The sequence below is a fragment of the Azospirillum melinis genome (assembly GCF_013340935.1).
Classification (GTDB): Bacteria; Pseudomonadota; Alphaproteobacteria; order Azospirillales; family Azospirillaceae; genus Azospirillum; species Azospirillum melinis.
The window spans coordinates 135,713-161,362 of the sequence record NZ_WHOS01000004.1; the positions used below are offsets into that span (position 1 = coordinate 135,713).

Below are 25,650 nucleotides of genomic sequence, written 5' to 3' on the forward strand. Positions count from 1 at the left end.
ACGGGGAAGGGGGGCGCAGGCTTTGCGCCCCCTTTTCCATTTCCGGGGCTGCCCTTGGGCCGCTGCGTCTGCTAAATGACCGCTGCAACGCCGCACCGGACAGGGGGCAGGACATGACCGCGACGACGCCTTCCAATTTGGCCTACCTGTCGACTTTCTCGCTGGCCGGTCAGGTGGCGCTGGTCACCGGCTCGGGGCGCGGGCTGGGGCTGGAGATCGCGCGGGCGCTGGCCGGCTCTGGCGCGCATGTGCTGCTGAACGGCCGCGACACCGCGACGCTGGAGGCCCGCGTCGCCGAGATCGAGGCCACTGGCGGCAGCGCGTCGGCGCTGGCCTTCGACGTGTCGGACCGGGCGGCGGTGCGCGACGCCTTCGCGCGGATCGACCGCGAGCATGGCCGCCTCGACGTGCTGGTCCAGAATGTCGGGCAGCGCAACCGCAAGCCGCTGGCCGACCTGACCGACGACGAGATCGTCACCCTCCTCGACGTCGATCTGGCCTCCAGCCTGATCCTGGCGCGGGAAGCGGCGCGGCTCATGCTGCCGCGGGGCAGCGGCCGGCTGATCGCCGTCACCTCCGTCGCCGGGCAGATCGCGCGGGCCAACGACAGCGTCTATGCCGCGGCGAAGGCCGGTCTGAACGGCATGGTGCGGGCACTGGCCGCCGAGTACGGCGCGCAGGGCCTGACCAGCAACGCCATCGCCCCCGGCTTTTTCGCAACCGAAACGAATGCGGGGATTGCCGGCGATCCCGAACGCGGGGCCTATTTCGCCAACCGCACGCCGATGCGCCGCTGGGGCCGGCCGGAGGAGATCGCCGGTGCCGCGGTGTTCCTGGCCTCGGCCGCGGCGTCCTATGTCAACGGCCATGTCTTGGTCGTCGATGGCGGCGCCACCATCTTGATGTAAGCCGCCGGCAGACTGCCCACCGCCATGCTGACGATCCCGATCTCCTGCGGCGATCCCGCCGCCCTGTTCCGTCCCTGGAGCGCCGAGCCCTGGGCGATGCTGCTCGACAGCGCCGCCCCTCACCCGCAGAACGGGCGCTATTCCTACATCGTTGCGGACCCGTTCCAAACCGTGGAGGCCACCGGCGGGCAGACCCTGGTCGACGGCCGGCCGGTCGGCGGCAGCCCCTTCGATGCGCTGGAACGGGCGCTGGCGGCATGTCCGCTCCCCTCCGCCGGCCCGGTCCCCTTCACCGGAGGGGCCGTGGGCTTCGTCGGTTACGAAGCCGGAACGGCTTTGGAGGGCCTGATCTCCCGCCATGGCAATCCGGGCGGCCAGCCGGACTTCGCCTTCGGGCTCTACGATGCCGTCGCCGCCTTCGACCGGCAGGAGCGCCGGGCCTGGGTCATCGCCGCCCGGCCGGAGGCGGAGGACCGCGCCCGCCGCATGGCGGCACGGCTGTCCATTCCGCCTCCGGAACAATCGGCCGGGCCGGCCCCGTTGCGCTGGCGGTCGGAGCTGGCGCCCCCCGACTATCTCGACCGCGTCGGACGGGTGCTGGACTATATCCGGGCCGGCGACATCTATCAGGCCAACTTCACCCAGCGCTTCCTGGCCGATGTGCCGGGCTCCATCGATGCCTATGCGCTCTACGAGCGCCTGCGCGCCTTGAGCCCGGCGCCCTTCGCCGCCTTCCTGAATTGCGGCCCGAAGCTGCGGCTGGCTGGGGCGTCGCCGGAGCGCTTCATCCGGCTCGGCGCCGACCGCAGGATCGAGACGCGGCCGATCAAGGGCACCCGTCCGCGCCATCCGAACCCGGCAGCCGACGCGGCGGCGGCGGCGGAACTGTCGGCCAGCATCAAGGACCGGGCGGAAAACCTGATGATCACCGACCTGCTGCGCAACGATCTGGCGCGCGTGTCGGAAATCGGCAGCGTCAAGGTGCCGGTGCTGTTCGGGCTGGAGAGCTTCGCCACCGTCCATCACCTTGTGTCCGTGGTCACCGCGCGCCTGCTGCCCGGGCTGGGGCCGGTCGATCTGCTGCGCGCCGCCTGTCCCGGCGGGTCGATCACCGGCGCGCCGAAGATCCGCGCCATGCAGATCATCGACGAGCTGGAGGTTGCCCGCCGCGGCGCTTATTGCGGCTCGGTGGCCTGGATCGGCTTCGACGGCGCGATGGACAGCAACATCGTCATCCGCACCCTGTCGGTGACGCCGGACGCAGTGATCGCCCAGGCCGGCGGCGGCATCGTCGCCGATTCCGATCCGGCGGACGAGCATGAGGAAATGCTGGTCAAGGCCCGTGCCCAGCTGCGCGCGGCGGGGGAACCGGTGGGGGAGGGAACGCCATGACGATCTGGCTGAATGGGCGGTTGATCCAGGCGGCGGAGGCGCGGATCGACCCGGCCGACCGCGGCTTCACCCTCGGCGACGGGCTGTTCGAGACGATCCGGATCAAGGACAGCCTGCCGCGCCACCTGCCGCGCCATCTCGACCGGCTGACGGCTGGGGTTGCACTGCTCCGCCTGCCGCTGCCCTACGGCACCGCGGAACTGACCGACGCGATGGCGGCGCTGGTCGGGGCGGCCGGCATCGCCGACGGCGTGCTGCGCCTGACCCTGTCGCGCGGCACCGGCGCGCGCGGCGTGCTGCCGCCGGCCGACGCCCGGCCGACCCTGCTGATGACCGTGGCGCCCGCCGCCCACATGACGGCGCCGGTGGCCGCCATCGTCGCCCGCAGCACCCGCCGCAACGAGCATTCGCCCCTGTCGCGCCTGAAGTCGCTGAACTACCTCGATTCCATCCTGGCCCGGCAGGAGGCGGCGGAGCGTGGCGCCGACGAGGCGCTGCTGCTGAACGCCGCCGGCCGGCTGGCGGAATCGAGCGTCGCCACCCTGTTCCTGTCCATCGGCGGACGTCTGCTGACCCCGCCGCTGGCCGACGGCGCCCTTCCCGGCATCCGCCGCGCCCTGATCCTGGAGCGCCATGGCGCCGAGGAAGCGCCCCTCACCCCCGAAGACCTCGCCCGCGCCGACGAGGCCATCCTGACCAACAGCCTGGGCCTGCGCCCGCTGGTGGCGGTCGATGGCCGCCCGGTCGGCAGCGGGGCGGCGGGACCGGTTCTGGCTCGCCTGCTGGCCGATCCCGACCTGTAATCCGTCGCCATCCAAGGGACCGTGATGATCGAAACCGTGAGCTTTCCCGAACTGACACTCATCGGCTGCATGGTGGAGGCGGGCGGCGACGAGCTGCCCGCCGCCGTCGCCGCCGCGTGGGAGCGCGTGTTCGCTGCCGATGTCGGAACGGCGGCCTACGCCGCGGTGTCGCTGCCGGACGAGACCGGGCTCCGCCGCCGGCTGGTCGGCTTCATGGCGGCCAAGGCCAGCGAGATCCCGGACGGCATGGTCCGCCTCGACCTCGACGCCGGCCGCTACCTGCGCACCGTGCAGGACGGCCCGCAGGCGGCGATGGCCGACGGCTTCGCCCGGCTTCATGCCCATGCCGAGGCCAACGGGCTGAAGCTGTCGGGGATCGCGCTCGATTTCGGCCATCGGCCCGGCCAGCAGGAGGGGCGCCACGAACTGCATCTGGCGCTCGCCCCGCAACTGCCGGCGCTCGGCTGACGGTCCGGCGACGGCCGGTCGGCGCACCCTGCTTCAGCGCGCCGTGCTGTAGACGCCGTGGATGCCGAACTCCACCGGTTGTCCGGCCAGATGGCGGTTCAACAGGGTGGCGACCTCCGCGGCGGCCGGCTTGCCGTCGAGTGCGGCGAGGTCGCGTTGCAGCGCCGCCATCGGCTTGGGCGAGGCGATGGCGAGGAAATGGTCGGCGCCGAAGGGCGGCTCCACCGTCAGCGCCAGCCGGTAGGGGCCGCCGCGCGGGATCTGCGGCGGGTCCTTGCGGTCCGCCAGCGGGTAAAGGTAGTTCACCGTGCCGTCGGCGGCGAGGTTGATCAGGGTGAAATAGGTGCCGCTGTTGCCGCCGATGTCGAGCGAGACCGTCTCCCCCTTGCGGTAATCGCGGTCGCCCGGCTCGACGGCCAGCGCGAGCGAGCGGTCCTGCGCCGCCGCCTTCACCCGCAGCACCAGCGCCCATTTGTCGATCACCCCCTGCACCCGCCGCCGGGTCTCCGGTGCCGCCGGATCGCCGGGAATGCTGGCCAGCACATCGCCCGTCGAACTGACCACCTCGCCGGAGGCGCTGTCCCAGATCAGGGCAGCATCGTCCTTTCCGGCCGGCTCGATGCCGGTGAAGCCCGCCGCCAGCGTCTTCGCCGCGGCCGGCTTGCCCAGGATGCGCAGCGGGATGGCGCCTGCCGCCGGCAGCAGGGAGGGCGGCTTCGGCCGGCCGGCGACCGGGTCGATCAGCGGGACCTCGCCCCGGCCGCGCGGCTGGACCTGCGGATGCTGACGCCCTTCCAGCGCCATGCGCACGGCGCCGCGGATGTGCGCCTCCAGCTCCCCCTTGGTGACGACGCCGTCGCCGTCGCGGTCGGCCTGCCCGCGGAGCGCGTTGGCGAAGGCCCAGCTCAGCGCGCCGCGCGGCTTGCGGTCGATCAGCACCTCCGGCGCCAGCTCGTGGTCGGCCACCGCGGCGAAGAAGGTGACGTTCGGCTGCTCTTCCGCCTCCGCCTGCAAGGCGGCGCGGGTGGGCGGGGGCAGGGCGTCGTCCTCGATGCGGTCGACCGGCACCCCGTCGATGGTCGCCGCCCGCGTGCCGAGCTTGCCGGCACGGTCGTCGAAGGCGCGGGTCATCGTGCCGGAATGGCACGAATCGGAGACGAAGATCACCCGGCGCGGTGCCGCCTCCTTGAACAGGACGGCGATCTCGTCGTCGGTCAGGCGCTGCGCGGTGCCGGGGCCGCGCGGGGCGAAATCGGCCAGCACCAGGAATTCGTCCAGCCCGTCGGCCTCGCTGTCGGGCACACGCTCCGGTTGTTGTGCGCCATGGCCGGCGAAGGTCAGCACCAGCGTCGAGTCGGGGGAGGTTTCGGCGATCAGCTGCCGCCATGCGGCGATGATCCGGCTGCGCTCGGCCTCGCCATCGAGGAACAGGCGCAGTTTCCGCACACCCAGACCCTTCAGCGCATCGGCGATGTCACGGGCGTCGTTGACCGCCCCCTGAAGCGGATTGATCCGGCTGTATTTGTCGATTCCGATCACCAGCGCGGCGATTTCCGCCCGCGCCGGGCCTGCTGCCAGCATCGGTCCGGCGGCGAGCGAGAGGCCCGCGAACACCGTCGCCAACACGGTCAGCCGCCGCAATCCTGCAATCATTCGATGCCCCCTGATACCCCAGAAGAGGCCGGCCCGCCCGAACGGGTTACGGCCGACGATAGTTAAAAGACTGCACGAATTGGTAGCAATGACCCCTTCCTTCAGGGTTGTTGCTGTGGCAGCGTTGCAGCCGGGTTCGAGCCGCCGTGACGATGCAGCCGCTGGGGGGTGGCGCCGATGGTCACGGTTTCGGATCTGAAACGCAAGACGCGATCAAACAGAAAAGCAAACGGGAATCCAGGCAATGCGAAGCAACCGTGTCAGGGCAAGCCTCCTCTCCGTCACCATCGTCGCCATGGCGCTCAGCGGCTGCGTGACCACGCAGCAGGACCGCATCGGCGCGAATGACGGGTCCGATGCCTGCTACCAGTACCGGGTCGCCCTCGATTCGACCGGCAATTACTACGCCGAGGATATGCTGAAGGGCGCCGCCATCGGTGCGGGTGCCGGGGCGCTGACCGGTGCGCTGGCCGGCGGCAATCTCAAGAGCGCCCTGATCGGCGCCGCGGCCGGGGCCGCCGTCGGCACGCTCGGCGGCTACTGGAACTCCAGGATGCAGCAGGGCCGCGACCAGGCGATCCTGGGCGTGGCGAACGATCTCGACACCGAGAACCAGAACCTGGACCGCACCCAGGTCGCGCTCGACCAACTGGTGAACTGCCGCCGCGCCGAGATCGCGCGGGTCAAGGCCGACTACAAGGCGAACCGCATCGGCAAACCGGAGGCCGAGCAGCGCCTCGCCCTGATCCGCGGCCAGCTGGACAAGGACTACACCATCGCCAGCGCCATCAACCAGAACATCGTCAAGCGCCGCGACGAGTATCTGATCGCCGCCGACAACATCGAGCCGGGCGCCGCCGCCAAGATCCGCACCAAGACCGCGGTCAAGGCGCAGACCAAGAAGAAGCCGGCCAAGCAGACCACTACCGCCGGCGCCGCCTCGCCGTCGCAGGTGGTCCAGCGCACCAACACCGCCTTCGAAACGTCGGAGCGCATCAACGCCTCGACCAACGCCATCCAGCAGATCGCCCAGAAGGAAGCCACCCTCGACGCTGTCTGAGGCGCGGTCTGAGGCGCGATCCGACAAGGTCCGATAGGATCCGCCCGGCCGCAGCATCTCCAAAGGTGCCGCGGCCGGGCGGTCTTCGACATTCAGTGCAAGCGGAACCGACGATGGCCGGCTGTCTCACTCACCCGATCGCGCGGCTTCGGCGCGGTGCCCGTATCGGCATCCGCTCCGGCGCTCTCCTTGCGGCCCTCCTCGGCCTTCTGCTGGGCTGGCTGGCCATGGGAAGCGCGCTGGCGGGCGATGCATCGACGGGTGCGTTCCTGCGCATCGAGACCGGCGGCCACACCGCCCGCGTCAACCGGCTGGCCAGCGATGCCCAGGGCCGGCTGATCGCCACCGTGTCCAACGACAAGTCCCTGCGGCTGTGGAGCCGCGACGGCGAGCCGCTGGGCGTGCTGCGCGTGCCGATGGAGGCGGGGGACGAAGGGGCGCTCTATGCCGTCGCCCTGTCCGCCGACGGGTCGCTGGCCGTGGCGGCCGGCAACACGGGCACGAGCTGGGGCGACGGCGTCACGCTCTACCTGTTCGACGTGAAGGCCCAGCGGCTGAAGGCCCGCCTTGCCGGCCAGCCGCAGGTGCTGAACGATCTGGCCTTTTCGCCCGATGGGCGGTTCGTCGCCGGGGCCTTCGGCGGCACCGCCGGCATCCGGGTGTGGGACAGCGCCGGCTTCAAGCTGGTCGCCGAGGATGCCGGCTACGGCGCGCGGGTTTCGGCGCTGGCCTTCTCGCCCGACGGCCGGCTCGCCACCGCGTCCTTCGACGGCAACATCCGCCTCTACGATGCCGGCTTCAAGCAGAAGGCCAAGCGCAAGCCGGGCAGCGGAATGCCCTATTCGGTGGCCTTCTCGCCCGACGGATCGCTGCTGGCCGTCGGCTATGCCGACCAGACGCGGGTCGACGTGCTGTCCGGCAGCGACCTGAAGGCGCGCCTGTCGCCCAAGACCACCGGCATCACCGGCGGCAGCTTCGCCGCCGTCGCCTGGGACGGCACGGCGCTGGTCGCCGCCGGCACCGCGACGCAGGACGGCACCCGCAACGTGGTGCGCCGCTGGGCCGACGGCGGCAAGGGCGCCTTCGCCGACACCCCCGTGGCGCGCGATTCGGTGACCCACCTGCTGGCGCTGTCCGGCGGCGGGGTGGCCTTCGCCGCCGCCGATCCCGGATGGGGCGTGCTCGATCCGGCCGGCCGGCTGCTGTTCGCCCGCATCGGCGACATCGCCGATTACCGCGACATCCATCTCGGCCGTTTCGGCCTGTCGGACGACGGGCTGGTGCTGGAATTCGGCATGGAGCAGGGCGGCCGGCGGCCGATGCGCTTCGACGTGCTGACCCGCAGCCTGACCCCCGCGCCCGACGCGCTGCCCGGCCTGAACCGCCCGTCCGCCGAGGGGCCGGGGATCGGCGTCTCCGACTGGCGCAACAGCCGGACGGCCAAAATCAATGGCCAGCCGGTGAAGCTGGACAGCGGCGAGTGGGCGCGCAGCGTCACCGTGCTGGGCGCGCAGCGCCGCGTCCTGCTGGGCGGCGAGTTCAGCCTGCGCCTGCTCGATTCCGCCGGGGCCGAGCTTGCCCGCGCCGAGGTGCCGGCCGCCGTGTGGGGCGTCGTCGCGTCGGCCGACGGCCGGGTCGCCGTGGCGGCGCTGGGCGACGGCACGCTGCGCTGGTATGCCCTGTCCGGCGGCGCCCGCCCGCTGGAGGAGCTGGCGGCGCTGTTCCCGCACCGCGACGGCCGCCGCTGGGTGCTGTGGACGCCGGAGGCCTTCTTCGACCATTCCGAGAGCGGCGGCGAGACTTTGGTCGGCTTCCATCTGAACGACCCCAACAAGAAGGGGCTGCAATGGGTGGAGTTCAAGCAGGTCTACCGCGTGTTCGACGCCCCCGAACTGGTGCGCGCCAAGCTGCGCCAGACCGGGCAGGCGGAGATCGCGGCGCGCCTGTCGGCCATCGGCGACATCCGCCTGCTGACCCAGCGCCGTCCGCAGGTGACCCTGCTGGACTACTGCACCGTGCCCGCCGCCTCCCGCGGTCTGTCGCTCGGCAGCGGTGCGGTCGAAGCCGCCGCGCCGGCCGCGACCCCGGCGGTGACGGCGGACGCCGAAACCTGCCATCCGCTGGACATGACGCCGGTCAGCCGCGCCTTCGCGCGCGCCAAGGAGCCGGCCCCCGCACCGGTTCCCGCACCTGCGGCAGCCGCCGCCAAGACGACGCCGCAGGGCGGAACGCAAGGGGCAGGGCAGGGGCCTGATCCGGACGGCACGGCCGACACGCCCCGCCTGACCGTGGCTTTGCCGGAGGGGATCGGCGCGGTGCGCCTGCGCTACCGCATCGCCGACACCGGCGGCGGCATCGGGTCGGTCGATCTGTTCCGCAATGGCCGCAACGTCAGCGGCCAGGACAAGTCCCGCGCCTTCGCCCGCGCCAAGGAGCCTGTACCGCAGCCGGCCCCGCCGCCATCCCAGCAGCTTTCCACGCCGCCGACCCCGCCGGTTGTCGGCGACGCCGCCAAGGACCAGGGACCGCCGGTGGCGGAGGAGCGGGTCAGCACCGTCCGGCTCGATCCCGGTAGCAACCGCGTGCAGATCCGTGCCTACAGCGGGTCCGACGCCATCTACGAGCGCTCGGCCCTGGTCGATTTCGTTCTGCCGGCGCCGGTACCGGTCGCAGAGGCGGAGGACGGCAAGGCGCGGGACGTGCCGGACCGGCCGCGGCTGATCACCTTCGTCGTCGGCATCGACAAATACCGGCCGGCGGGCTCGCAGCTGCGCTTCGCCCGTGCCGACGCCACCTCCTTCGCCGAGGCGGTGCGCGGCCGCATTCCCGCGACCTACGACCGGGAGCAGTCGCTGGCGCTGTCGCGGACGCTCTATGACGAGGAGGCGAGCCGCGACGCCGTCATATCCGGGCTGGAGGCGCTGGCCGCCGCCGCGCGCGAACAGGACACGGTCGTGCTCTACCTGGCCGGCCATGGCGTGATCGTGCCGTCGCCGAAGGACCCGTCGGTCAAGCTGTATCATTTCATCACCCAGGACGTGACCGCCACAACGCCCGAGGCGATCACCCGGCAGGGCCTGTCGGAAAAGGATCTGAACCGGCTGGTCAGCGCCATTGCCGCCCGCAACGTGCTGGTCCTGCTCGACACCTGCCATTCGGGTGCCGTGTCCGCCGGCACGGTCGACAAGCTGTACCAGGACATGGGCCAGCGCTATCTGCTGGCGGCTTCGTCGGAGCAGGAGGAGGCGCTCGACAGCTATGACGGCCGCAACGGCATCTTCGCCCATGCGGTGCTGGAAGGGCTGAGGGGCAAGGCCCTGCTGCCGGGCGACGAGGCGGTCTACAACCTGACGCTCGGCCAGTATGTGAACCGCGCCGTGCCGCGTCTGGCGCGGGAAAAGCGGTGGAACCAGTCCGCCATCTTCAAGACCGGCGGCAACGAACTGAACCCCTTCCCGCTGGCGGCGCCGGAGCCGGCGAAGCCCTGAGAGCCTGTTTTGAGTGTGCCTGTTTGGAAAGCGCCCGTTCGGAACCGTCCATCATGATCCGATTCTTTTCCGATCCGCCGTCCCCGCGAAGGCGGGGAACCCGGCTTCCTCTGGCGGCCGGCCTCGCCGGTTTCCTGATGGCCGGGGTGTCGCAGGCACAGTCCTTGCCGGCGGCGACCGCTGTGGACACGCCGCGCCCGACGACCGCCGAGGCCCGCAAGGAGGTGGACGCGGCGGTCGGCCGCCTGACCTGCGCCGGTGTCGAAATAACGGAGACCGGCAAGGGGTTGCGCATCTCCGGCTATGTCGGCAGCGTCGAGGATGCCGATGTCCTGAAGGCGGTGCTCACCGCGCTGCCGCCCGGCAGCGATCTCGATGCGCAGGTGGCCGTGCGGCCCTGGCCGCTGTGCGAGGCGCTGGGCATCGCCGGGTTGGCGGGCGGACCGGAGGGGAATCCGCATGGACGGGAGTCCGACGCCCCGACGCTCTCCTTCAACAGGCCGTCACTGGTCTACCGCAAGGGCGAGACGCTGGAGATCACGGTCACCGCCGGCATGCCGGGCCATCTGACCGTCGATTACATCGACGGCGACGGCAGCGTCATCCATATGGTACCGATGCGCCTGCGTCGCGACGACCACGTGGAGGCCGGGCGGCCGGTGATGCTCGGCGTCGCGAAGTCGGCGACAGACCGCATCTACACCATCTCACCGCCCTTCGGCCCGGCGATGATCCTGGCGCTGGTGACCCGCGACCCGCTGTTCCCCGCCGACCGGGAGGAGGTCGAGCCCGCCGGCCCCTATCTGGCGGGCCTGCGCGCCGCGCTGGCGGCGCTGCCTGCCGACGCCAGGGGCGCCGTGGCCGTCCGTTCCGCCGTCCTCACCACCGTCGCCGAGTAGCGTGGCCGCCACGGTCTTAACGATTCAACTGCCGGCCCGCGCTGCCGTCCATTGCCAGATGCCGGCGCAAACACTATGATTCAAGCGGTAGAAGCCGGGTGTCCTCAGGGGCGAGACCCGTACCGCTTGAGACGATCGGAAGACCCGTATGGACGCTCACGACCTTTCGCTGGACGACAACCGCACGCTCCAGGCCATCGGCATCCTGGCCGACGTGCTGGATGGGGTCGAGGGGCCGGGCGGTCTCGACACGGTGCTGGTGTCCAAGGCGCTGCGTCAGGTGATCGCCACCAAATCGCAGCCGGCCTTCGAATTCGCCTCCCGCGCCTTCAACACGCTGGAACCGTCGGTCCGCCGCCAGGTGGCGCAAACCGCGGACGAGGCGGCGCATCACTCGGTCGAGCTGCGCGGCCGGGTCGGCGGCTTCCTGTCCACCGCCCCGAAGAAGCCGGTTCCCCAGGGGCAGGTCGTCGGCCAGCAGCCCAACTTCATCACCGCGCTGAACCTGCGCTCCCGCCGCCGGCCGAACTCGCCCACCTGAGGCCGTTCGGCCGGGCTGCCGCAGCGCCCTAATCCTCCCTAATCCTGCGGCCATGCCTCCTCCGGCAGCGTGTCGAGCAGCGCGCAGTCCCAGTAGGGGCGCGGGCCGAAGCGCTGAACCAGGAAATCGACGAACACCCGCACCTTCGGCGACAGGTGGCGATTCTGCGGATAGACCGCGTTGACGCTCACCTCTGCCGGGACATGGCGGTGCAGGATGCTGACCAGCTCGCCGCGCGACAGCGCCTGCCCGCACAGGAAGGTCGGCGACATGATGAAGCCGACGCCGGCCGCCGCCGCCTCGCGCAGCAGGTCGCCGTTGTTGCTGCGGATCGGCCCTGACACCCGGATGCTGCGCATCTCCCCGTCGACGATGAACGGCCAGAGGTCGGGGGTCGGCACGTTGGTGTAGATCAGGCAGGCGTGGTTGCTCAGTTCGTCGGGCGTCTGCGGCACGCCGTGCTTTTGCAGATAGGCCGGGCTGGCGCACAGCGCCATCCGCGCCGGGGCCAGCCGCCGGGCGATCAGCGAGCTGTCGCGCAGCCGGCCGATGCGCACCGCCAGATCGTACCCCTCGTCGACCAGATCGACCGTGCGGTCGTTCAGGTCCATGTCGATCTCGATGGCCGGATAGCGCTCCAGGAACTCCGCCACCGCCGGGGCCAGATGCATGATGCCGAAGCTGACCGGTGCGTTCAGCCGCAGCCGGCCGCGCGGGGCGGCATGCAGGTCGGCGACCGCCTGCTCCGCCTCCTCCAGATCGGCGAGGATGCGGGTGCAGCGCTCGTAATAGGCCTGCCCCACCTCGGTCAGGCTGAGCTTGCGGGTGGTGCGGTTCAAGAGCCGCGCGCCAAGACGGTTCTCCAGCTCGCCGATACGGCGGGAGACCACCGACTTCGACAGATTGAGCCGGTCGGCGGCGGCGGTGAAGCTCTTGGTGTCCACCACCTTGATGAAGGCGAGCATGTCGTCGAGGCGATCCATGGCATTGTTGTACACCCGGAAACAATAAGGTGCCAAGATCCGGGATTACCGGAAGCGCCGCCGCGCCCTATTTCTGATGTCACCGCCGCGCCGGCAACGGCCCGCGGCGGCCGGAAATCGACGACCCATTCACGCAAACCAACAGGGAGTGACGGCGATGGCGAAGGTTCTGGTCCTCTATTACAGCAGCTGGGGCCATGTGTCGGAGATGGCGCAGGCGGTGGCCGAAGGCGCCCGCTCCGTCGCCGGGACCGAGGTGGCGGTGAAGCGCGTGCCCGAGCTGGTGCCGGAAGCCGTCCGCCAGTCCGCCCATTACAAGGACGAGAGCAACATCCCCGTCGCCACCGTCGACGAGCTGGCCCAGTACGACGCGATCATCATCGGCACGCCGACGCGCTACGGCAACATGGCCTCGCAGATGAAGAACTTCCTCGACCAGACCGGCGGGCTGTGGGCCAAGGGTGCGCTCGTCGGCAAGGTCGGCAGCGTCTTCACCTCCACCGCCACCCAGCATGGCGGGCAGGAGAGCACCATCCTCAGCACCCACACCGTCCTGCTGCATCTGGGTCTGGTGATCGTCGGGCTGCCCTATTCCTTCCAGGGCCAGATGGGCGTTTCGGAAGTGATGGGCAACTCGCCCTACGGTGCCAGCACCATCGCCGACGGCGACGGCTCGCGCCGCCCGAGCGCGGTCGAACTGGACGGTGCCCGCTACCAGGGCCGCCATGTCGCCGAGATCACGACCAAGCTGCACGGTTGATACCGGGTATAGAGTAAAGAAGGGGAGGGAGCCGTGGGCCTGCTGATCGATGGACAGTGGCAAGACCAGTGGTACGACACCAAAAAGACCGGCGGCGCGTTCGTCCGGACGGAGGCGCAGTTCCGCGACCGGGTGTCGGCCGACGGCTCCACCCCCTATCCGGCGGAGGCCGGGCGCTATCACCTGATGGTGTCGCTGGCCTGCCCCTGGGCGCACCGCACGCTGATCTTCCGCAAGCTGAAGCGGCTGGACGAGGTGATCGGCGTCAGCGTGGTCGATCCGCTGATGCTGGCGGACGGCTGGACCTTCGCCGAGCCGGAGCCGGTCACCGGCGCCCGGCGGCTCTACGAGGTCTATCTGAAGGCCAAGCCCGGCTACAGCGGCCGGGTGACCGTCCCGGTGTTGTGGGACAAAAAGACCGGCAGCATCGTGAACAACGAGTCGGCGGAGATCATCCGCATGCTCAACCGCGAATTCGACGCCTTCACCGACGTCCGCACCGATTTCTGCCCGCCGGATCTGGTCGAGGAGATCGACCGCGTCAACGCCCACGTCTATGACGCCGTCAACAACGGCGTTTACAAGGCCGGCTTCGCCACCTCCCAGGACAAGTACGAGGCGGCCTTCGACGCGCTGTTCGCGGCATTGGACGGCCTCGACGCCAGGCTGGCGACGCAGCGCTGGCTGGTCGGCAACCGCCTGACCGAGGCGGATTGGCGGCTGTTCACCACGCTGGTGCGTTTCGACGCCGTCTATGTCGGGCATTTCAAGTGCAACCAGCGGCGGATCGCCGACTATCCGCACCTGTCGGGCTATCTGCGCGACCTCTATCAGGTGCCGGGTGTGGCCGAGACGGTGAATTTCGACCACATCAAGCGCCATTACTACGGCAGCCACGCCACCATCAACCCGACCGGCATCGTGCCGAAGGGGCCGAAGCTGGACCTCGATGCGCCGCACGGGCGCGGCGGTCTCGGGCCGGATCCGGTGTGACGCGTGACGGATCGGCTCTCCGGCGGTTGTCAGAAGGAAACGACAACCGCTTAGGGGAGTTCGTCCAATGCGTACAGTCATCCTCGCTGCCGCCGCCGTCCTGGCCCTGTCATCGCCCGCCCTGGCCCAGAGCGGCCAATCCCAGAACGGCTGGGGCGGCGCGCTCGACCAGCTGAACCGTGCCGTCAATCCCAACGCCTATCCGCAGGACCGCGACGGGCGCGCGGCGGATGACCGCGATGCCGGCCGCGACGTGAACCGCGATAACCGCCGCTACGAAGGCTCATCGGGCAACCGCCGCGGCAATGCCTACAGCGACTATTCCGACCGCGATCTGCGCAGCCAGTATGACCGGCTGGGCGAGGAACAGCGCCAGCTCCGGCAGAACCGCCGCGCCATTGAGGACGAGATGGAGCGCCGCGGCATCAACCGCTGAGGAAGGCCGGCCGTCAGGGCTTGTAGCAGCGGGCCATGTCTTCCGGGTTGCCCATCGCCTCGCACTGGAAGCCGTTGGAGAATTTGAAGCGCAGCGGACCGGTCTTGCGGACGCTGACCACCGGCTTCTTCCCCGCATCCTGGAATTCCACCCAGGCGGAGCTGTCGAAGCGGGTCTGCACCCCGTTGCTCAGCTGCACCCGGCCCTGACGGTCCTTGATCACCTGGATGCCGGTGCTGAACAGCAGGTTCGGGCCGTCGGGCTTCGCCGACAGGCCGTTGGTGCAGTTCACCCCCTCCGGCTTGACCGCGACGCATTCGAAGGATTGCGGCTGGTTCGCGGTGAGGACCATCGCATAGATGGCGATTTCCAGGACATTCATCGGCATCGGCGTGCACCAGCGGGAGGGCGGCGGGATTTTTCGTCTTACCGGCCATCTGGTTACGAAAGAGATAATGTCGCGCTCCCGGTCGAATCTTGCGTGGATCGGCTCCGAACCCGGTGCAAGGGCGACCGCCGGGCCGCTGCGGCCATCCGTCGCCGTGACATGAGGGGCGCAGCGCCCCGGTGCCTGGACTTGCGCGTCCCGGACCGGTAGAAGCGGTGGCATCGGCCATTTCTTCAGCGACAGGGGCGGGCGCAATCCCATGACGTTCCAACAGCGTTTGATCCTGCTGGTCACCGGTCTGGTGCTGCTGGCGGTTGCGGCGGTCACCACGACGATGGCCTGGACGACGCGCGCCGCCCTGACCGAACGGATCGAGACGGAGGCGCGGCTGGCCGCCGGCCTGCTCGCCCGCGCCGCCGCCCAGTCGCGCGACATCCCGCAGGACGTCGACGCCCTGCTGTCGGAACGGCTGCTGTCGGAAGCGACGCTGACCGCGCATCTGGTGGCGCTGGCCGAAACGGCGAAGCTGGCGCCGCGCGCCATCAACGACCGGCTGAAGCAGATCGCCGAGGCCGGCGGCCCGGACGAGATGTGGATCACCGACAACCGCGGCCGTGCCTATCTGCACAACCTGTCCGGCCCCGATCCGCTGTTCGGCCAGGATGCCAAGGGCGGTCCGCGCCATGGCGCCTATGCCGGCCTGCTCAACCGCTCCCCGGCGTCGGTGGTCTCCGAACCGGCGATGGAGAACGGCAAGCTGATGAAGTTCGCCGGGGTGGCCGGCGTCGACAAGCCGCGCATCGTGCAGGTCGGCGCCGACGTGCGGCGGCTGGGCGACCTGCTGCGCAAATCGGGGGCCGACGGGCTGGTCGACGGGCTGATCGCCACCCGTGCCGTGGAGGCGGCGTGGCTGCTCGACCGCGACGGCCGGGTGCTGGCCCGCGGCGCGGTGGCGGCCGACGGCGCGTCGCTGTCCGATGCCGACACCGCCTCGGCCAAGGCGGTCCCGCCCGGCGGTGATGTGACGTTCCGCGTGTCGGGCAACAGCCTGCTGGCGCTGGCGCCGATCAAATATGCCGGCCCCACCCCCACTGCCGCCGCCGCTTCGGCGGCCGGCGTGCCGGCGGTCGCTGCTGTCCGTGTGCCCTATACCGAGCCGGGCGCGATGCTGAGCCGCCAGCTGAAGATCGGCGGGCTGGTCGGCATCTTCGTGCTGGCGCTGGGCGTCTATGCCTGCATGCGCTTCGCCCGCGACCAGATGGCGCCGGTGGAGCGGCTGGGCGAGGCGGTCAAGGCGGTGGAGGCCGGCCGCTTCAACCCCCTCACCCTGAACGAGGCCGCCGACCGTGACGACGAGTTCGGCCGCCTGTCCCGCGTCTTCCGCCGCATGGCGATGGAGGCGACGGCGCGCGAGGAGACCCTCGACGCCCAGCTGGTCATGCGCGGGGCGGAGCTTGAGACCAAGAGCGAGAAGCTGGCCGCCGCCGAACAGCTGATCGAGGAGGAGCAGCGCGCCGCCCGCGACGTGCAGTCCGGCCTGCTGCCGCGCCAGCTTCCGGTCGGCCGCGACAGCCAGTTCTACGGCATCCTGCTGCCCGGACACACCGTCAGCGGCGACTTCTACGACGTGGTCGAGCTGGACGAGCGGCACAGCCTGCTGGTCGCCGCCGGCGTGTCGGGCGGCGGCGTGCCCGCCGCCTTCCTGATGCTGATGGTGCGCGGCGCCATCCGCGAGGCCGCCCGGCCGGGTGTCGGCCCGGCCGCCATCCTGACCCATGCCAACGAGCGCCTGTGCGGCGAGAGCCCCTTCAACGGCTTCGCCACCGCCTTCGTCGCCCTCTATGACCGCGTCACCGGCACGCTGGTGCATGCCTCCGCCGGCCATCGCGGCGCTGCCCGCATCGCGACGGATGGCGCGGTGCAGTATCTGTCCGAGGCCGGCGGTCCGCCGCTGGGCGTGCGCCGCGGCGCCCCCTACGGCGAAGCCACGACGGTTCTGACCCAGGATGAGACGCTGTTCCTGTGCACCGACGGCGTGCTCCAGTCCGTCGACGGCCAGCGCGAGCCCTTCGGCGAGGCCCGCCTTGCCGCGGCGCTCGCCCACAGCCGCGGCATGTCCGTCCGCGACCGCACCGAGATGGTCCTGCGCACCGTACAGGCGCATGTCGGCGCGGACGGGATTCTTGCCGGCGATCTGGTCTGTCTGGTCATGCGCCGTCTGCTGCCGGTGACCGAGACGGCCGAGGCGGTCTGACAACCGGGGCAGTCCGAGGGGGGAGCGTCGGCTGGCGATGCTCCCGCCCGCCCCCTACTTCTTCCGCCGCGCGCCCTCCCGCGCCCGCGCCGCCGTCTCCCGTTCCAGCCTTTGGCGCAGGAAGGCCAGCACCGCTGCCTCCTCGCCGCTCAGCCCGGCCAGATCGTCGCGCAGCTCCGCTTCCACCTCCTGCTTGAGCGACGCCAGCAGCCCGCCTTCCAGATAGGCGTCCAGCACCTCAGGGTGGACGTAGCTCTTGCGGCAGACGCTGGGGGTGTTGCCCAGGCGGGTGGCAACCTGCTCGATGGCGCGGGTGATGTTGCGCTTGGCGGCGCTGGCACTGTCGAAGCTCTCGAATTCCCGCAGTGCCATGGCGGCCAGCACGGTGCCGGCCCAGGTGCGGAAATCCTTGGCGGTGAAGTCGGCGCCGGTCGCCTCGCGCAGATAGGCATTGACGTCGCCCGAGGTCACGGCATGGCGCTGGCCGTCGCGGTCGAGATACTGGAACAGCTCGTCCCCCGGCACGTCGCGGCAGGCGGCGACGACGCGGGCGAGCCGGCGGTCCTTAAGTGCGACGTTCCATTCCTTGCCCGACTTGCCCTTGAACGAGAAGCGGACCTCCGTCCCCTCGATCTCGGCATGGTCGTCGCGCAGGGTGGTCAGGCCATAGCTGCGGTTCTCGCGGGCATAGGCTTCGTTGCCGACACGGATCAGCGTGGTTTCCAGCAGCCGCACCACCGCCGCCAGCACCTTTTCCCGCGGCAGGCCGCGCCGGCCGAGATCGGCGTTCACCCGCTCGCGCAGCTTGGGCAGGGCGTGGCAGAACTCCACCATGCGGCCGAACTTGGTGCCCTCGCGCAGCTCGGTCCAGCGCTGGTGGTAGCGGTACTGCTTGCGCCCCTTGGCGTCGCGTCCGGTCGCCTGGAGATGGCCGTCGGGATCGGCGCAAATCCACACGTCCTTGTAGGCCGGCGGGATCGCCAGCTTCCTGATGCGCGCCAGCGTGTCCTCCTCCGTCACCGGGGTGCCGTCGGGCCACAGGAAGCGGAAGCCCTTGCCGTAGCGCCGCCGCCGGATGCCGGGCGTCTCGTCGGCGCTGTAGCTCAGCCCGGCGCAGGCGGCTTCCTGTTCGGGGGAGGGGCCGTCCTTGTCGGATGCGGCATCGGATGTGGCGCCATCGGGCGGGGGGAGGGGGCTGTCCATAAGGCCAACAACGGCCGGAACGGGCGTTGGTTTCCGCTACCTCCTTCGGAGAGGGTTTCTTCGCAGTTGCAAAAACCGTAGTGTTGCGACGCAAGATCCCCGCGAGACCCCGACCCGATTCCGATTGGAGCGCCAGACCATGGACCGCAAGCCGGACGAGACGATTCTGACCGCCCATCTGCCGAACCTGGAAATCCAGATCCGGCACCGCGAGGCCGGGGAGGATGGGGCGGAGGTCATCGCCATCCAGTTGCGCGCCACGCCGTCCTTCGACGCGGTCGCCGGCATGCTGGCCCCTGCCATGATGAACCCGCTGCTGCTGGCCGGCCCCGCCTTCGGCGCGCGGGCCGGCCAGCAGACCGGGCAAGGCGGCGCCAACCCGATGGCGTCGGCCACCGGGATGGCCGAGCTGTGGATGGCGCCGATGCGGCTGTGGGGCGAGATGGTGCGGCAGGCCTGGGCGCCCTGGCTCCAGGGTAGCCCGTGGGGCCGGGGCGGCTCGGCGTCGCAGCGCTGATGGCCTCCGCGGTCAGTCCTGAGCGCACCATGTGAAGAAGGTCTCGGTTTCCTGGCGCCCGGCGAGCGACCGCAGATAGGCCGGCTTCCAGACATCCCTGAGGAAACCCTCCATCCTGGTGGGCAGCGGGCTGCGGCTGTCATGGAACCGCACCCGCCGGCTGTTCAGCGCGTCGAGGGTCAGGCTGTCGTCGAGCCATCGCTCCGGCGTACCGAACCTCTCCAGAAACGCGGCTTCGACCTCTGGCCGGTTCCGGTCGACGAAGCGATACTCCACCGGCCGGCCGATCTCCCGGGCGATGAGCGCCGCCACCTCGGGCATGGTGAGATCCTCCGACCCGACCTCGCGGACGACGCGGTGCTGGCCCGTCGGGCTGGTCAGTTCCCGGGCAGCCAGGGCGGCGATGTCCTGCGTCGCCACCCAGGGCAGCGCCACATCGGGGGCGAGCGACCAGCCGATCCGGCTATGATTTGCGACCCCATCGGCGAAGAACAGCATGTTCTCCATGAACCAGCCGGCACGCAGATGCACGAGGTCGATGGCGTCGAGCCCGTTCAGCGTCCGGTCCAGATGGTGGAAGCTTTCGAAATGGCCCGTGCTGCCGCCGACTTCCGATCCGATGGCGGTCAGGCTCACGGCCAGCCTGACCGGAGAGCCGCGGAGCGCATCGACAAAGCGCTGGGCGACCGTCGGATAATGCCCGTGAATGTTGGTCCAGTCGGTCTTCACCATCAGGAAGGCGGCATCGGCGTCCTGAAAGAAGTCGCCGAGATGTCCGGTGCCGGTGTCGAAACTTCCCAGGAACGGCTCCGCTCCGGCCGCGACGAGGGCGTCGAGGGCCGGACCGCCTCTCGACAGGGCTTTTACGTGGTGCCCGGCGCCCAGCAGGGTGCGGGTGAGCGTGGCGCCGATCCTGCCGGTCGCGCCGACGACGGCAATTTTCATGGCAATCTCCAATGGGTTTCAGCTGTTTGGGGTCGCCTCGGGTGGGTGGCGACCGCGCTGTCGTTCCCCAGTGATAGCGGATTGCCGTCCGCATGAATTTGGAGATAATGCCATAGGATCTCCAGAATGGGCCAATCAGTGACCACATCAGCGGTGACGCCGCGTCCCTGCATCGACGACTTCGACTGCGACTCCGACCGCTCGGACCGTCCGGCGGTTGCCCTGCATCTCGACTTCAGCGATTACGAGGCCGAAGTGCCGCAGCACAGCCACCGGCAGGGCCAGCTCATCCTGGCCTTGCACGGCGCGGTCACCTGCACGACGGCGAACGGCCTTTGGCTCGTCCCGCCGGATTGCGGAGTCTGGATTCCGGGCGGCGTCCCGCACAGCAATCAGGTCACGCCCAACGCCCGTCTGTCCTACCTGTTCGTCGAACCCGACGCGGCGGCGTTGCCGCGGGAATGCTGCACGCTCTCCGTATCGCCGATGCTCCGCGAGATGATCCTCCGCCTTGCGCATGTACCGGGCGGCTATGCGTCGGACGACCACACCGGCCGCCTCGTGCGGGTTCTGCTGGACGAGCTGGTGCTGATGCCGAGGGAGGGATTGAGGCTGCCGGTGTCCAGCCACCCGAAGATCGCCATGATCGCCAGGGCGCTGACGGCCGAGCCGGGCGACCGCCGTACGCTCGCCGGCTGGGCCGCGCATGTCGCCATGAGCGAGCGGTCCCTGAAGCGGCTGATGGTCCAGGAAACCGGGCTGACCTTCGGCCAGTGGCGCCGCCAGCTCCATCTGGTCATCGCGCTGCGCGAGCTTGCCGGCGGGGCGACGGTCCAGCGGGTGGCGGGCGACCTGGGCTACGAGTCCGTCACCGCCTTCATCGTGATGTTCAAGAAGGCGATGGGGACGACGCCGACAGGCTACTTCCGCACCGGGGCCGGCCGCGTCGACAATCCCGGCGGGGCCTTTCCGGCTGCGGACCGGGCAAGCCCGGCAGCCTAACCGAAGGCGCGTCGTCGCGTCACGGCCACTTCACCTCGGGCGGCAGGCTCATCAGGATCGCCTCGGTGTTGCCGCCGGTTTTCAGGCCGAAGGTGGTGCCGCGGTCGTAGAGCAGGTTGAACTCGACATAGCGGCCGCGGCGGACCAGCTGGTGTTCGCGCTGCTCGGCGGTCCAGGGCCGGTTCATGTGGCGGCGGACCAGGGCGGCGTAGCTGTCGAGGAAGGCGGTGCCGACATCGCGGGTGAAGGCGAAATCCGCCTCCCAGTCGCCCGACTCGAGGTTGTCGAAGAAGATGCCGCCGACGCCGCGCGCCTCGCCCCGGTGGGGCAGGAAGAAATAGCGGTCGCACCACTCCTTGTAGCGCGGATAATAGTCCGGGTCGTGCCGGTCGCAGGCGGCGCGCAGGCCGGCGTGGAAGTCGGCGGTGTCCCGCTCGTCCTCCATCATCGGCGTCAGGTCGGCGCCGCCGCCGAACCAGCCCTTGGTGGTCACGATGTGGCGGGTGTTCATATGGGTCGCCGGAACCAGCGGCGAGCGCATGTGCGCGACCAGGCTGATGCCCGCCGCCCAGAACGCGCCGGTCTCGGCCGCGCCGGGGATGTTGGCGCGGAATTCCGGGCTGAAGGTGCCGTGGACCGTCGAGATGTTGACCCCGACCTTCTCGAACACCCGGCCCTTCATCACCGACATGGTGCCGCCGCCGCCCTCGCCGCCGCCCCCATCCTGTCCATAGTCCGGGCGGGTCCAGCTCTTGCGCTCGAACCGGCCGGGGGGCAGGTCGGCATGGGTGCCGGTCAGCTCGTCCTCCAGCGCCTCGAAGGCCGTGCAGATGCGGTCGCGCAGTTCCTTGAACCAGGCGGCGGCGCGGGCCTTGCGCTCTTCGACGGTGCTGGAGTCGGCTGTCATAGCGATGGCATTTCCGGCTGTGCGCAAGAGGATGCGGCAGTCTGCCGCAAGGCCTCACCCAACACCATCGCCGCGCTGACCGCAACGTTCAAGGAGCGGGCGGGCGGCACCATCGGGATCACCAGCCGGGCGTCGGCGGCATCATGCACCTCGTCGGGCACCCCGGCGCTCTCGCGGCCGACCAGCAGGCGGTCGCCGGGGGCGAAGCGGAATTCCGTGTAGGGGATCGCCGCCCGCGTGGTCAGCAGCACCAGCCGGCCGCCCTGCGGAGCCGCGCGGTACGCGGCCCACGAGCTGTGCCGGGTCCAGTCGAGATGGTCGAGATAGTCCATCCCGGCGCGGCGCAACCTTCGGTCATCCAGCACGAAACCGCAGGGTTCGATCAGATCCAAAGCCACCCCCAGCCCGGCTGCGAGTCGCATCAGGGTTCCGGTGTTCTGCGGAATGTCGGGTTCGAACAGCACAAGGCGCAACGCGGGCCTTGCCTCGAAGTGTTTGTTTTGCATACAAATGTTCTTGCCCCTGTACACGCGACAAATTGTCTCCCGGCCAAGGACTTTTCAAGATGTCGACGCGACGGTATACCGCAGCGCAGAAGCTGGAGATACCCACTCCGGACCGATGCGGCATGCCTGAGGGTTTTTCCTTCGGCGGGCGGGCGTGCCGTGTCATGCATAAAAATGGTCCATCGGTCGTCCGGCGCGGGCAAAGGGCGTCGGGCATGCCTTGAGGAGAAACAGGCTTATGGCTCAGACCACGCATCCGCCCGGGACGGGTGGCCACGCGGCCTCCAGCGGCGAGGGGGGTTCCCGCCGCGATTTTCTGTATCTTGCCACCGGTGCGGTCGGTGTCGTCGGGGCGGCCTCGGCGGCCTGGCCCTTCATCGACAGCCTGAACCCGGCGGCCGACACCCTGGCGCTTGCCTCCATCGACGTCGATCTGGCCCCCGTGGCCGAAGGTCAGGCGATCACGGTCACCTGGCGCGGAAAGCCTGTCTTTGTCCGCCACCGCACCGCCGAGGAGATCGAGTCCGCCAAGAAGGTCAATCTTGGCGATCTGCGCGATCCGGTTGCCGACGATGCCCGCGTGAAGAAGCCTGAATGGCTGATCGTCATCGGCATCTGCACGCATCTGGGCTGTGTGCCGCTCGGGCAGAAGGTCACCGATCCGCGCGGCGACTACGGCGGGTGGTTCTGCCCCTGCCACGGCTCGCACTACGACACCGCTGGGCGCATCCGCAAGGGCCCGGCCCCCGCCAACCTTGTCCTTCCGACGTACGCCTTCACCGGCGATACCAAGATCCGGCTCGGTTAACGCGGCCCAACGGTTCTGGAGACCCCCGAGATGGCTCAGGTTCAAGCCACCAAGTTCAAGAATCCGGTCGTGAACTGGATCGACAGCCGCCTGCCGATCTTCACGATGCTGGATCACGAGTACAACCACTACCCGATGCCGCGGAACGTCAACTATCTGTGGGCGTTCGGTGCGATTGCCGGCATCATGCTGATGATCATGATCGCCACGGGCCTGTTCCTGGCGATGCAGTACTCGTCCCACACCTCGCTGGCCTTCGATTCGGTCGAGCGCATCATGCGCGACGTGAATTACGGCTGGCTGATCCGTTACGTCCACGCCAACGGCGCGTCGATGTTCTTCATCGCCGTCTACATCCACATGTTCCGCGCGCTCTATTACGGCTCCTACAAGGCCCCGCGCGAGATCCTGTGGATCCTGGGCGTCATCATCTTCCTCGTCATGATGGGCACCGCCTTCATGGGCTATGTGCTGCCGTGGGGCCAGATGAGCTTCTGGGGCGCCACCGTCATCACGAACCTGTTCTCGGCCTTCCCCATCGTCGGCGACCCCATCGTCACGCTGCTGTGGGGCGGCTTCTCGGTCGACAACCCGACGCTGAACCGCTTCTTCGCGCTGCACTTCCTGCTGCCCTTCGTCCTCTTGGGTCTGGTGATCCTGCACACGGCGGCGCTGCATGTCTGCGGCTCGAACAACCCGCTCGGCATCGACCCGAAGGGCCCGCAGGACACCGTTCCGTTCAACCCGTACGTCACGCTGAAGGACGGCTTCGCGGTGGTGATCTTCATGATCATCTTCGCGGTGTTCGTGTTCTTCATGCCGAACTACATGGGCCATCCGGACAACTACATCCCGGCCAACCCGCTGGTGACCCCGGCGCACATCGTGCCGGAATGGTACTTCCTGCCCTTCTACGCCATGCTGCGCGCGATCCCGGACAAGCTGGGCGGCGTGCTGGCGATGTTCGGCTCGATCGCGCTGCTGGCCTTCCTGCCGTGGCTCGACCGCTCCAAGGTCCGCAGCTGCAAGTTCCGTCCGGTCTACCGCCAGTTCTTCTGGATCCTGGCCATCGACGCCCTGATCCTGGGCTATGCCGGCGCCATGCCGGCCGAGGGCTCCTGGCTGGTGATCGCGCGCATCGGCACCTTCTACTACTTCTTCCACTTCCTGGTCCTGCTGCCGGTGCTGGGCAAGCTGGAGCGCACGCGTCCGCTTCCCAACAGCATCTCCGAGTCCATTCTGAAGGGCGGGGGCAGCATCGCCGCCGGCGCCCATGCCAAGCCGATGGAGAAGGCCTGATGCGCGCGTTGAAGACTGCAATCCTCTCGGCGGCGCTGGCTCTCGGCATCGCCGGGGCCGCGCAGGCCTCCGAAGGCGTGCACATCCCCAAGCAGACCTGGCCGCATGCCGGCATCTTCGGCACCATCGACAAGGCGGCGGCGCAGCGCGGCTTCCAGATCTACAAGGAAGTCTGCTCGGCCTGCCATTCCATGCGTCTGGTGCCGATCCGCACGCTGGCCGGCATCGGCTTCAAGGAAGACGAGCTGAAGGGCATCGCGTCCGGCTATGAGGTGCAGGCCGGCCCGAACGACGCGGGCGAGATGTTCATGCGCCCGGGCCTGCCGTCCGACCGCTTCCCGTCGCCCTTCGCCAACGATCAGGCGGCCCGCGCGTCGAACAACGGCGCCCTGCCGCCGGACCTGTCGCTGATGGCCAAGGCCCGCGTCGGCGGCGAGGATTACCTCTACGCCTTCCTGACCGGGTTCGAGGAGCCGCCGGCCGACGTCCACGTGATGCCCGGCATGAACTACAACAAGGTGTTCCCCGGCCATCAGGTCGGCATGCCGAACATCCTGCAGCCCGACGGCGTCACCTTCGCCGACGGCACCAAGGCGACGGTGGAGCAGCAGGCGCACGACGTGGCGACCTTCCTGACCTTCGTCGCGGAGCCGCACCTCGACGCCCGCAAGCAGATGGGCGTCAAGGTCATCCTGTTCCTGCTGGTGCTGGCCGGCCTGATGTACGCCGCCAAGCGCAAGCTGTGGAGCACGCTGCACTGAGCCTGACGGTTCGGTTGAGGCAATTGGTATCTGGACAGGGCGCCCCATGGGGCGCCCTGTTCTTTTTGGGGGAGCGTGTCGTCGGGCGACGCAAGGCAAGGCGGAGAAGACAATGGTGGACAGTCTGATCGACGAGATCGTCGATTTCTGGTTCGACGAGGCGATGAAGCCCTACTGGTTCCGCAGGTCGGCCAGCTTCGACCGCGCGGTGGCCGACACGCTGGGCCCGCATTACGAGGCGGCGGCCCGCGGCGACTACGATGACTGGATCGAGGATGTCGACGGCTGCATCGCGCTGTGCGTGCTGCTCGATCAGGTGCCGCGCAACATGTTCCGCGACGACCCGCGCGCCTTCGCCACCGATGCCAAGGCGCGGGGGGTGAGCGAGCATGCCGTCGCCAACGGCTTCGATCTGGAATGCACCGCCGACGAGCGGACCTTCCTCTATCTGCCCTTCGAGCATGACGAGGACATGGGCAGCCAGGAACGCTCCGTTGCGCTGTTCACCGAACGGGTGGGCGACGAGACGACGATCCGCTATGCCGAACGCCACCGCGAGATCATCGGGCGCTTCGGCCGCTTTCCCCACCGCAACGCCATCCTCGGCCGTGCGAGCACACCGGAGGAGGAGGCATTCCTCCAGGAACCCGACTCCTCCTTCTGAGGATGTGAGGCC

At 69.5% G+C, this 25,650-nt stretch carries 25 protein-coding genes; 18 read left to right on the top strand and 7 right to left on the bottom strand.

Annotation, left to right across the window (positions count from 1 at the left end):
* The first annotated feature begins 113 nt into the window (after positions 1-113).
* From GBZ48_RS05275 to GBZ48_RS05290, 4 genes are read left to right on the top strand one after another with little or no spacing between them, the layout of a single operon-like run.
* On the top strand, positions 114-908 hold the full coding sequence (locus GBZ48_RS05275) for an SDR family oxidoreductase (RefSeq protein WP_174470068.1): 795 nt from the start codon (positions 114-116) through the stop codon (positions 906-908).
* A gap of 24 nt (positions 909-932) precedes the next feature.
* Positions 933-2,300, top strand: coding sequence for an aminodeoxychorismate synthase component I (gene pabB / locus GBZ48_RS05280; protein WP_174470069.1), 1,368 nt, complete (start codon positions 933-935; stop codon positions 2,298-2,300).
* Positions 2,297-3,103, top strand: coding sequence for an aminotransferase class IV (locus tag GBZ48_RS05285; protein WP_174470070.1), 807 nt, complete (start codon positions 2,297-2,299; stop codon positions 3,101-3,103). Before pabB ends, GBZ48_RS05285 begins: the two co-directional genes overlap by 4 nt.
* A 24-nt stretch (positions 3,104-3,127) precedes the next feature.
* Positions 3,128-3,571, top strand: coding sequence for a GyrI-like domain-containing protein (locus GBZ48_RS05290; protein WP_174470071.1), 444 nt, complete (start codon positions 3,128-3,130; stop codon positions 3,569-3,571).
* Between the two features lie 33 nt (positions 3,572-3,604).
* Here GBZ48_RS05290 and GBZ48_RS05295 read toward each other — a convergent pair whose 3' ends face one another.
* Positions 3,605-5,224, bottom strand: a complete 1,620-nt coding sequence (locus GBZ48_RS05295; protein WP_174470072.1) for a caspase family protein — start codon at positions 5,222-5,224, stop codon at positions 3,605-3,607.
* Positions 5,225-5,468: 244 nt separating this feature from the next.
* Between GBZ48_RS05295 and GBZ48_RS05300 the strand changes: the two genes are divergently transcribed.
* The 4 genes from GBZ48_RS05300 (at position 5,469) to GBZ48_RS05315 (ending at position 11,212) form a co-directional block, all read left to right on the top strand.
* The gene (locus GBZ48_RS05300) at positions 5,469-6,284 is read left to right on the top strand and encodes a YMGG-like glycine zipper-containing protein (protein WP_174470073.1); all 816 of its coding nucleotides are present in this window, start codon (positions 5,469-5,471) and stop codon (positions 6,282-6,284) included.
* Between the two features lie 113 nt (positions 6,285-6,397).
* Positions 6,398-9,772: a caspase family protein gene (locus GBZ48_RS05305; RefSeq protein ID WP_211105633.1), complete on the top strand. Its 3,375-nt coding sequence runs from the start codon at positions 6,398-6,400 to the stop codon at positions 9,770-9,772.
* 53 nt (positions 9,773-9,825) lie between these two features.
* Positions 9,826-10,671, top strand: a complete 846-nt coding sequence (locus GBZ48_RS05310) for a DUF4384 domain-containing protein (RefSeq protein WP_174470075.1) — start codon at positions 9,826-9,828, stop codon at positions 10,669-10,671.
* Positions 10,672-10,819: 148 nt separating this feature from the next.
* Entirely contained in the window at positions 10,820-11,212 is a 393-nt protein-coding gene (locus tag GBZ48_RS05315) for a hypothetical protein (protein WP_109049593.1), read from the top strand.
* A gap of 38 nt (positions 11,213-11,250) precedes the next feature.
* On the opposite strand, the gene GBZ48_RS05320 is transcribed toward GBZ48_RS05315, so the two are convergent.
* Positions 11,251-12,195, bottom strand: coding sequence for a LysR family transcriptional regulator (locus GBZ48_RS05320; RefSeq protein ID WP_174470076.1), 945 nt, complete (start codon positions 12,193-12,195; stop codon positions 11,251-11,253).
* A 157-nt stretch (positions 12,196-12,352) separates the two neighbouring features.
* Between GBZ48_RS05320 and wrbA the strand changes: the two genes are divergently transcribed.
* The 3 genes from wrbA to GBZ48_RS05335 all read left to right on the top strand — a co-directional run bounded on the left by wrbA (position 12,353) and on the right by GBZ48_RS05335 (position 14,384).
* On the top strand, positions 12,353-12,955 hold the full coding sequence (gene wrbA / locus GBZ48_RS05325) for an NAD(P)H:quinone oxidoreductase (RefSeq protein ID WP_174470077.1): 603 nt from the start codon (positions 12,353-12,355) through the stop codon (positions 12,953-12,955).
* 33 nt (positions 12,956-12,988) lie between these two features.
* Positions 12,989-13,948, top strand: coding sequence for a glutathione S-transferase C-terminal domain-containing protein (locus tag GBZ48_RS05330; RefSeq protein WP_174470078.1), 960 nt, complete (start codon positions 12,989-12,991; stop codon positions 13,946-13,948).
* Between the two features lie 67 nt (positions 13,949-14,015).
* Positions 14,016-14,384: a hypothetical protein gene (locus tag GBZ48_RS05335; RefSeq protein WP_174470079.1), complete on the top strand. Its 369-nt coding sequence runs from the start codon at positions 14,016-14,018 to the stop codon at positions 14,382-14,384.
* A 13-nt stretch (positions 14,385-14,397) separates the two neighbouring features.
* On the opposite strand, the gene GBZ48_RS05340 is transcribed toward GBZ48_RS05335, so the two are convergent.
* Positions 14,398-14,772 (bottom strand): hypothetical protein, encoded by a 375-nt coding sequence (locus tag GBZ48_RS05340; protein WP_174470080.1) that lies wholly within the window; start codon positions 14,770-14,772, stop codon positions 14,398-14,400.
* Positions 14,773-15,031: 259 nt separating this feature from the next.
* Between GBZ48_RS05340 and GBZ48_RS05345 the strand changes: the two genes are divergently transcribed.
* The gene (locus GBZ48_RS05345; RefSeq protein WP_174470081.1) at positions 15,032-17,026 is read left to right on the top strand and encodes a PP2C family protein-serine/threonine phosphatase; all 1,995 of its coding nucleotides are present in this window, start codon (positions 15,032-15,034) and stop codon (positions 17,024-17,026) included.
* Positions 17,027-17,080: 54 nt separating this feature from the next.
* On the opposite strand, the gene GBZ48_RS05350 is transcribed toward GBZ48_RS05345, so the two are convergent.
* Positions 17,081-18,229, bottom strand: a complete 1,149-nt coding sequence (locus GBZ48_RS05350) for a DNA topoisomerase IB (protein WP_174470082.1) — start codon at positions 18,227-18,229, stop codon at positions 17,081-17,083.
* 139 nt (positions 18,230-18,368) lie between these two features.
* Here GBZ48_RS05350 and GBZ48_RS05355 point away from each other — a divergent pair, with 139 nt between their 5' ends.
* Positions 18,369-18,746 carry a hypothetical protein gene (locus GBZ48_RS05355; RefSeq protein WP_174470083.1) on the top strand — a complete coding sequence of 126 codons (378 nt, stop codon included), beginning with the start codon at positions 18,369-18,371 and terminating at the stop codon, positions 18,744-18,746.
* Positions 18,747-18,758: 12 nt separating this feature from the next.
* On the opposite strand, the gene GBZ48_RS05360 is transcribed toward GBZ48_RS05355, so the two are convergent.
* Positions 18,759-19,691 (bottom strand): NmrA family NAD(P)-binding protein, encoded by a 933-nt coding sequence (locus GBZ48_RS05360; protein ID WP_174470084.1) that lies wholly within the window; start codon positions 19,689-19,691, stop codon positions 18,759-18,761.
* Between the two features lie 126 nt (positions 19,692-19,817).
* Here GBZ48_RS05360 and GBZ48_RS05365 point away from each other — a divergent pair, with 126 nt between their 5' ends.
* Positions 19,818-20,693, top strand: a complete 876-nt coding sequence (locus tag GBZ48_RS05365) for an AraC family transcriptional regulator (RefSeq protein ID WP_174470085.1) — start codon at positions 19,818-19,820, stop codon at positions 20,691-20,693.
* Positions 20,694-20,712: 19 nt separating this feature from the next.
* On the opposite strand, the gene hemF is transcribed toward GBZ48_RS05365, so the two are convergent.
* Positions 20,713-21,600, bottom strand: a complete 888-nt coding sequence (gene hemF / locus GBZ48_RS05370; protein ID WP_174470086.1) for an oxygen-dependent coproporphyrinogen oxidase — start codon at positions 21,598-21,600, stop codon at positions 20,713-20,715.
* Positions 21,597-22,073, bottom strand: a complete 477-nt coding sequence (locus GBZ48_RS05375) for a tRNA (cytidine(34)-2'-O)-methyltransferase (RefSeq protein WP_174470135.1) — start codon at positions 22,071-22,073, stop codon at positions 21,597-21,599. The genes hemF and GBZ48_RS05375 overlap by 4 nt, the downstream gene beginning before the upstream one ends.
* Positions 22,074-22,344: 271 nt before the next feature.
* Here GBZ48_RS05375 and petA point away from each other — a divergent pair, with 271 nt between their 5' ends.
* The 4 genes from petA to GBZ48_RS05395 all read left to right on the top strand — a co-directional run bounded on the left by petA (position 22,345) and on the right by GBZ48_RS05395 (position 25,638).
* The gene (petA, locus tag GBZ48_RS05380; RefSeq protein WP_098738145.1) at positions 22,345-22,914 is read left to right on the top strand and encodes a ubiquinol-cytochrome c reductase iron-sulfur subunit; all 570 of its coding nucleotides are present in this window, start codon (positions 22,345-22,347) and stop codon (positions 22,912-22,914) included.
* 30 nt (positions 22,915-22,944) lie between these two features.
* A complete protein-coding gene (locus GBZ48_RS05385) occupies positions 22,945-24,213 on the top strand; it encodes a cytochrome b (protein WP_174470087.1) in 1,269 nt (422 codons plus the stop codon).
* Positions 24,213-24,974 carry a cytochrome c1 gene (locus tag GBZ48_RS05390; RefSeq protein WP_174470088.1) on the top strand — a complete coding sequence of 254 codons (762 nt, stop codon included), beginning with the start codon at positions 24,213-24,215 and terminating at the stop codon, positions 24,972-24,974. The genes GBZ48_RS05385 and GBZ48_RS05390 overlap by 1 nt, the downstream gene beginning before the upstream one ends.
* Before the next feature lie 112 nt (positions 24,975-25,086).
* Positions 25,087-25,638 (top strand): DUF924 family protein, encoded by a 552-nt coding sequence (locus tag GBZ48_RS05395; RefSeq protein WP_174470089.1) that lies wholly within the window; start codon positions 25,087-25,089, stop codon positions 25,636-25,638.
* The last annotated feature ends 12 nt before the right edge of the window (positions 25,639-25,650 follow it).